Raw genomic sequence first — 7,094 nt, 5'->3', positions numbered from 1 at the left:
CACTCGAATGCGCCGGCCGCGGCCAAGCTCGATCGTCACGATACTTGGCTTCTTGCGCGCCCGTGGTGCCGGTGTCGTCTCTATCGCGGGCGAGATTTCGGTCGAGCCGGAGAGAACGGTCGCGCGGGAATCCCGCCGACAGAAGACTGCGGAGGGCGTGGGGACGGGGTTATCGCAGTCCTCCGTCTGGTCGTCGTTGCATCTCGAACAACTGATGCACATAGGATGGATCATCAAGATCTTGATAGCGCCTTCCAGAAGAGCGGCTTCATCCTTGTTCCGAACCGGAATTCATCAGTGATGAACTTTGCTAGTCGGTCGGCGTCTCGATTGCGACGGGGAGTGCGAGTTTTGGAGCAGGCCGCTTCGAAGTCCCTCCGTATTAAAGCGAGATCACGCGGACCAAGATGTTGGACTGCATTTGGGCGGTTGGCGTGCGATTGCGCCGCCTTCATTCTCCCATCGATTGATGTTTTGCATTTTTGTTTGTGCTGAAGTCTGATTTTGTCCGCCTGGCGCGTCGCCTCGTTTACGAAGAGCGGCGGTTAGCTGCGCCCTGGTCAAGACGCTCCGCTGAATAGCATCGTTCAGGAAGCGCGCCGCAGCCAGCTTCGGCCCGCCCCCTTTCCCCGAGACAATCATCCGGTACGGCACCTGCGGCCGCGTTAATAACCAACCTCCTCAGATGCTTGCGACCGCCTCTTCAAGAAGAGACCGAACCTGCCCGGCGACCTTCTTGAGTTCCTGGTTGTCGATCGCCTGCATGGAGGCAACGGGATCGATGGCGCTGACCATGATTGTGCCACTTCCCAGCGATCGTACAATCACATTGCAGGGCAGCATGGCGCCGACCTTTGGTTCGATCTTCATAGCCTCGAGAGCCATCTTCGGGTTGCACGCTCCCAGAATGAGATAGTCCGCAACATCGATGTCGAGCTTCTTCTTCATCGTCGCTCGGACGTCGATTTCAGTCAGCACACCGAACCCCTTGGCCAAGAGAGCCGTCTTTGTTGCCGCCACCACCTCGTCGAAGGGCATGTCGTTGGTCGTTTTGTCGAGCGTGTAGGTCATTGTCTGTCTCCAATGCGACCGGCACCTGCCGATCCTTGTTGCCGGTGTGGGCCCACACCGAAGCACTTAATCTGTCCGCAGCGCGTCTAGACGGCGGTTCCGACCAAGGCGCCTATGCCTGCCGTCAGCGCCATGGCAAAGGCACCCCAGAAGGTGACACGGATCGTGGCTTTCAGCACGTTCGCTCCACCAGCCTTGGCACCGATTGCACCGAGCAGGGAGAGGAACAGCAGCGACGCTGCAGAGACGAGCAGCACGAGCTGGTTCGCCGGCGCCAGCCACACCATGGCGAGTGGCATCATCGCACCGACAGCAAAAGTCAGAGCCGACGTCAGGGCGGCAACGATCGGTCTTGCGGTGGAAATTTCGGAAATGCCGAGCTCGTCGCGTGCATGCGCTTCGAGCGCGTCCTTCTGCATCAATTTCTCGGCGACGCGTCGGGCCAAGGCGATATCGACCCCGCGCTTGGCATAAAGCTGCGCCAGTTCCTCACGCTCCGCATCGGGCTGGCTCTCGAGCTCCCGCCGTTCGCGTGCGAGGTCGGCCTGCTCGGTATCCGCCTGCGAGCTGACCGAAACATATTCCCCCGCCGCCATCGACATCGCACCGGCCACCAGCCCGGCAACACCGGCGATCAGGATCTCGGAACTTCCCGCCGCCGACGCGGCAACGCCGACGATCAGGCTCGCCGTCGAGACGATGCCGTCATTCGCTCCGAGGACTGCGGCCCGCAGCCATCCGATCCGGGACACGAGATGAGTTTCGCGCTGAAGACTCCTCATGACTTTCTCCGGATGACGCCATCGAGGCGGGCGGTGAGAGCGACGTTCTTCGAGATCGTGCCGCATTTACGTACATTCTTGTGCAGCAGTTCAAGACGCTGGTCCGTTTCATCGGTATCGACCGCGAGTTCGTAATCGACGGAGACGATACCCGGCGGTTCGTCTTGTCGAACGGCATGCAGGATCACGTCGACACCATCGAGAGAGGAAGCGAGGATGGGCATGACACGTTCGATCCCCTTGATCATCCAGGTCGCGGTTGGCGCGAGCAGCAGCTCGGCCCGATTTAAGGCGCCGGTAGGGCGGGAAAGGCCGGTTCCCTGCCTGATCGCCGCGCGCCACACTTTTCCTGGGATCGATCCGTTGTGCCGAAACCCTGTATTCGGGCATCGCGAGTCCTCCCAACCGGATTAATCTGCCGGACATCCATGAAACATCCTATCACCTCACCAATCATCCCGTTTGACCAGCATCAAGGGAGAGCAGTGATCGCGTTGGGAGCCGTTCCGATCTGGGAGATCGCGAGCGAGAAATCGTTATGTAAAGCTATCCTGAGGCAATTTTGCTGAATACCCGCCTACGCGCGACGATTATCGGATTTGTTATCGCTCTTGGATCGAAACGCAACTCGCCCCGAAATAAAAGCGAACGAGCCGAGGAACTGGTCAAAGCGCAGGGCGCGTGGCATTTGTTCCTGCCGCCCTATTCACCCGATCTCAACCCGATCGAAATGCCCTTCTCCAAACTCAAGACGTTACTGCGAAAGCGGGCCGCCCGAAGTTTCGACGCCAACGTCGCGGAGATGAAGCCGGTGACCGATGACGTGAAACGGTGGAAGCTGATGGGAATCGGTGCGCTTGGTGTTACTGGCATTGCAGCTATGGCGCTCTGGGTAAGCTTCGCCGAGGTCATCAGGCGGATCGTGTTCGTGATCATTGGGAAGGGCTGAACAGGAGACTCAGCCGCCAACCAGCAGGAATGAGGAGCTAGTTCATGGATGAACGATACAACTCCATGCCGTGAAAAATGCAGCCTATGGCGCTAAGGCGAGGGCAATCAGCCAAGCTGTCAAGGCAATTAAAAGCCAGAGCCGTGCACTCTTATACCGCTGCCGTCGGCCTCCTTCCCAATCGTAAGACATGAGTGCCTCCTCTCGGTGCGAACAATGCACGATTGCAGCCGCGAGGGAAAGACACTGTTCTAACGTATGCACAGGAGCGCGCCCGGATCTCCAGAGCAGGTAGCTTAGGCCTCATCAGCGGTCCCGGTTTGCGAAATTGCAATAAGGGCTGCAGCCAATTTGTCTTCTTCCCGTGTCAACAATTCCTTGAGTAAAGCTTTCTTCTCAGGATCGTTCTCCTTCGAAATCAGCTCATTGAACTTCTCGATGTTCGCCCTCGCTATAAAGACTTTGAACATTCTCTTCACCTGCGTGGTAAAGCTCGATCGCAGCGTCCTAAGCGGCGGTATCGCCAATCCGGCCGCTAGCTGGGTGGGGCGGTGGCGCATGTTCGAGCGCGTATCTAGCCTTGGCTTTTGGGCACGCCGGTTTTCCGCAGGCCTGCCCGATCTCTGCCATGTCGTGTCGCTGCAACTTGGGTGTCGGCGATCGAAGCTTCCCCTAGTGCTGATGGAATGCGGGCGGTACCGAACCACAGAGCGCATTCGAGAAGGGAGGCTTCATCCGTGTTCCCAAACCGATACTCATCGGCGATGAAGCTTGCTAGTCGGTCGGCGTGTCTACTGAGACGTGGAATGCGAGCCTTGGCGCGGGCCGTTTCGAAGACCCTTCGTATCAAAGCAAGATCGTGGGGACCAAGATGTTGGATTGGGAGTTTGGGCGGTACGTGCACTGACACCTCCTATGAAGAAAGCGGGGTGCGCGCCATATCGGGCTTCGAGGAATGCTCAAAAGGTGACCGTGCGATTGCGCCACCTTCATTCTCCCACCGATTGATGGCTTCCGTTTTGGTTTGGGCAGGAGTCTGATTTTGTCCGCCTGGCGCGTCGCCTCGCTTACGAAGAGCGGCGGTCAGTTGCGCCTTGGTCAGGACGCCCCGCTGAATAGCATCCGTCAGGAAACGCGCCGCAGCAAGCTTTTCGCCGCGTTCATCTTTCTCTTTTGCTTCGGAATAACCAGCGGCTTTTAGTATTTCCACCAAAAGGCTGATGTCTTCGGAGTCTAGATATTGATCTGGATTTCTGGAAGACATGCGGTCCTCCTTCGCATGGGGAGGCAGGCGCTAAAGCGCGGGCCAGCCTCCATGCAATCGCTGGCAATAATGCGCGCTATGTTTCCCATGTTCCATAGGCTCCCGGTAGTAGGTTGCCGGAGCTCGCAACTTTTCCGCAATGCCGACGCCGTGGCAACCAAGGGACTGAGCGCATGGGAGCGGGAAAAAGGTGGGGGTAAGAAATTTCGGGTAAGCAGGTGCCTTTTCTGAAGGACATCCGTTGGCGTCGCACTTATCTCGGTCGACCTTGTTGGCATTGACGGCGTGTCGCAGCGTTGCGAAACTGCCAACGTCGGCCGGTCTCTCGATGGGGCCCGTCTCAACGATTTTGGCCTCTCCCTGGAAGGGGCCAAGGAGATCCAATTTCGAGAAGCAGCCCGTGTACTTGATATCCTTGTGCCGGCAACGCGGCCTCATAATCATCGGTTGCCGATCAGATCGAAAAGTGGGACGTCGCAGGCCCCTATCGTATCAGTCGCGCCGGCAAGTCTCCCATTTCCGTTTTCATTGATAACGCCTATATTCGCGCGGTTCCCGGCTATCAAAGCCGGCATTCGAGATCGCGATGGGACGCGTTGTTGCGCAAGGCTGAGCACCGCGTCAGTTTGCCGGTGCGCCGAATATCGCTACCGGCAAACACGATATCGTTCGCGCAGCGATGCGCGCGCAATCAGACGAATATACGAGCTGATCAACAATCTTGGCACCTACCTGGGGCAGAACGCAGCTTCGATCGTCAACTACTGTCGGCGATACTGGTCCGGTCAGCCGATATCCAGTTCACCGGCCGAAAGTGCCGCCAACAGCCTCGTCAATGCCTGTATGAATAAGAAGCGGCAAATGCGTTGGACCAGAAGCGGCAAATGCGTTGGACCCGATCGGCGCTCATCGGGTTCTTCAAGTCCGAGCCGCCGTCGCGGACGGCCGTCTCAAACAGCTCGACCTCGCATACTAACCCCCAGCTTTTTCCCGCTTCCGCGCAGAGAGCCAGACTTGGCCACGCTTGTGAGAATCGCCGATGCTTTGGGGACTTCGCCTAACTGGCTCTTAGGATTGACCGTCGGCACTTCGCATGATCCGCATCTGGCCCGCCTTGGTCGAACGCTTCGCCAATGCAGCCAATGGCATGACGAAATAAGAAATCGAGCTCTGTGTGATACAGGCAGAGGCGATTGTCGCCGCCAAAAACCGCGCCTAGCCTTTACCGTTCAGGGCATTCCACTCGATACATTATGCAATCTTCTGTAACGGGCTTTGCGTCAATCCCTTGTGAGCTTAATCCCTCGCCGAGTGCTTGCTTCTGTCCGCAGTCGGAGCTCAAGCCGCTGCTCTATGGGGTCTGCTGAGGACCGGTTGGCCAATCTTTAGAGGCGCAGTCACCGCGTGCTGCTGATCGCATAGCGGCCTAACCCATCCATCGTCCCGGCGAAGGGACCTTGCTGCGGAGGGCTGATGGCTGTGCCCGTCCGAAAGCCTGTCTTGTCGTCTCCTGCCATCAAGCCGTCAGGGCTGGCGCTACCTTACGAGGAACGAAGTTGGTTCTGTCCCTGAGCATGCAATGCAACACCACCGCCAGCTTGCGGGCCAGCGCGACACGCGCCTTTCTGGGACCGGCACGTCTGGCGACCGCCAACGCCCAGCCCTTCAGATCGGAACCTTTGACCGGTCGCGTCAGGATCACGTTGGCCGCCTCGTAGAGCCCGGTGCGCAAGCTCCCATCGCCGATCTTCGAAATGCGACCGCTATGATCGGTCTCGCCCGATTGATATTTCTTCGGCGTCAATCCGAAGTGCGGCCCCACCGCGCGTGACGAGCGGAATCGCTCCGGCGCGTCGACGGCCGCCACAAACGTCAGCGCCACCAGGACGCCAACGCCTGGCGTCGTCATCAGCCGCCGTGCGTTGTCGTCCTGGCGGGCGATGGCCCGCAGCTTGCGCTCAAAACCTGCAAATTCATGCACAAGCGCGTCGCGCACCTTCGGCAGCGCCGTAGCGATCGCTTCCAAGGTCGAATAGCCTGCAATCAGCTCGCGGATGCGCCCCGCGTAAGTGCGCCGCGTCGTCGGCCCAGCCAGCCTCCGGCCCGCGCGGTACTTTAGGCATTTCCCAGCATGTTGGGCGGTCATCCACCCGTGGAGAGTCGTAACGGCAGACGGCGAGGAACATTGGCAACTCGATGGGAGCGCGGCCGAGTTGTACGAGCGCAATCTCGTGCCCGCGATAACTTCCCTATGGGCCGCGGACCTCATTGCTCGTGCGCAGCCAAAATCAGGAGAAGCGGTGCTCGATGTCGCACGTGGTACAGAGGTCGTAACCCGTCTCGCTGCGCGAAATATGGCGCCGGGCCGAGTTGTCGATCGTGTCCCGTGAGGTGGTGTAGCAGACGGCATTGGTCGCCGTGCTCTCCGGCATAGGCCGGGATGATCAGCGCGCCACGGCGGGCAGGCTGATGAGCGGATCATCGCTCATCTGGCTGATGGTTTCCAGAGTCATGTATCTGGCGCGCTGGACGGCCCATTCGTCGTTTTGCTCGAGCAGGAGCGCGCCGACGAGGCGGAGNGGTTTCCAGAGTCATGTATCTGGCGCGCTGGACGGCCCATTCGTCGTTTTGCTCGAGCAGGAGCGCGCCGACGAGGCGGAGAATGGCGTCATCGTTGGGGAAGATGCCGACGACCTCGGTCCGCCGCTTGATCTCACCGTTGAGCCGCTCGATCGGATTTGTCGAGTGCAGCTTGGCGCGATGCTCTCTGGGGAAGGTCATGTAGGCCAGCACGTCGGGCTCGGCGTCATCCATGATGGCGGCGAGCTTGGGCACCTTCGGCCGGATCTGATCGGCGACGGCGCGCCATTGTGTGCTCGCGGCTTGCGGCGTCTCCTGGGCGAAGGCGGTGGCGATGAAGGCGGAGACGACACGGCGGCCGCTCTTGCCGGCATGCGCCAGCACATTGCGCATGAAATGAACCCGGGGGCTGTTGAAGAACCAATCGTCGGCGGAGCTATGCGGAAGC

8 protein-coding genes and 4 pseudogenes are annotated in these 7,094 nt (G+C 59.4%); 3 read left to right on the top strand and 9 right to left on the bottom strand.

The annotated features are described in order from the left end of the window. Window positions 1–681: 681 nt before the first annotated feature. From AU381_RS19935 to AU381_RS19925, 3 genes are all read right to left on the bottom strand, one after another. On the bottom strand, window positions 682–1,071 hold the full coding sequence (locus AU381_RS19935) for a DUF302 domain-containing protein (RefSeq protein WP_015633568.1): 390 nt from the start codon (window positions 1,069–1,071) through the stop codon (window positions 682–684). Between the two features lie 86 nt (window positions 1,072–1,157). After that, complete coding sequence (locus tag AU381_RS19930; protein ID WP_015633569.1) at window positions 1,158–1,853, bottom strand: VIT1/CCC1 transporter family protein; 696 nt, start codon at window positions 1,851–1,853, stop codon at window positions 1,158–1,160. Then, window positions 1,850–2,197 (bottom strand): OsmC family peroxiredoxin, encoded by a 348-nt coding sequence (locus tag AU381_RS19925; protein ID WP_307726158.1) that lies wholly within the window; start codon window positions 2,195–2,197, stop codon window positions 1,850–1,852. The genes AU381_RS19930 and AU381_RS19925 overlap by 4 nt, the downstream gene beginning before the upstream one ends. A gap of 296 nt (window positions 2,198–2,493) precedes the next feature. Between AU381_RS19925 and AU381_RS30805 the strand changes: the two are divergent. Together AU381_RS30805 and AU381_RS30800 are read left to right on the top strand one after the other, a co-directional pair. Next, window positions 2,494–2,640: pseudogene (locus tag AU381_RS30805) on the top strand (transposase); the annotation flags it as partial. A 6-nt stretch (window positions 2,641–2,646) separates the two neighbouring features. Beyond that, window positions 2,647–2,802: pseudogene (locus AU381_RS30800) on the top strand (DUF1515 family protein); the annotation flags it as partial. A gap of 296 nt (window positions 2,803–3,098) precedes the next feature. Here the strand turns inward: AU381_RS30800 and AU381_RS30345 are convergent. Then, complete coding sequence (locus AU381_RS30345) at window positions 3,099–3,272, bottom strand: hypothetical protein (protein ID WP_014857706.1); 174 nt, start codon at window positions 3,270–3,272, stop codon at window positions 3,099–3,101. Between the two features lie 443 nt (window positions 3,273–3,715). Further along, window positions 3,716–4,066, bottom strand: coding sequence for a hypothetical protein (locus AU381_RS28820; protein ID WP_014857707.1), 351 nt, complete (start codon window positions 4,064–4,066; stop codon window positions 3,716–3,718). A gap of 255 nt (window positions 4,067–4,321) precedes the next feature. On the opposite strand from AU381_RS28820, the pseudogene AU381_RS28815 reads away from it, so the two are divergent. Further along, window positions 4,322–5,042 (top strand): annotated as a pseudogene (locus AU381_RS28815) (hypothetical protein). A 540-nt stretch (window positions 5,043–5,582) separates the two neighbouring features. Here AU381_RS28815 and AU381_RS19905 read toward each other — a convergent pair. The 4 genes and pseudogenes from AU381_RS19905 to AU381_RS19900 all read right to left on the bottom strand — a co-directional run. Beyond that, window positions 5,583–6,092 (bottom strand): transposase, encoded by a 510-nt coding sequence (locus AU381_RS19905; RefSeq protein ID WP_369983698.1) that lies wholly within the window; start codon window positions 6,090–6,092, stop codon window positions 5,583–5,585. A gap of 262 nt (window positions 6,093–6,354) precedes the next feature. Further along, window positions 6,355–6,498, bottom strand: coding sequence for a hypothetical protein (locus AU381_RS29850; RefSeq protein ID WP_014857710.1), 144 nt, complete (start codon window positions 6,496–6,498; stop codon window positions 6,355–6,357). Between the two features lie 12 nt (window positions 6,499–6,510). Beyond that, window positions 6,511–6,645: pseudogene (locus tag AU381_RS29845) on the bottom strand (IS256 family transposase); the annotation flags it as partial. Between the two features lies 1 nt (window position 6,646). Beyond that, a partial coding sequence (locus tag AU381_RS19900; RefSeq protein ID WP_174552538.1) for a transposase occupies window positions 6,647–7,094 on the bottom strand: 448 nt, incomplete at both ends.

Source organism: Sinorhizobium glycinis, from assembly GCF_001651865.1.
GTDB lineage: Bacteria > Pseudomonadota > Alphaproteobacteria > Rhizobiales > Rhizobiaceae > Sinorhizobium > Sinorhizobium glycinis.
Note: the sequence above shows the minus strand (reverse complement) of the source record. Positions and strands in the feature narration are given on the sequence as shown.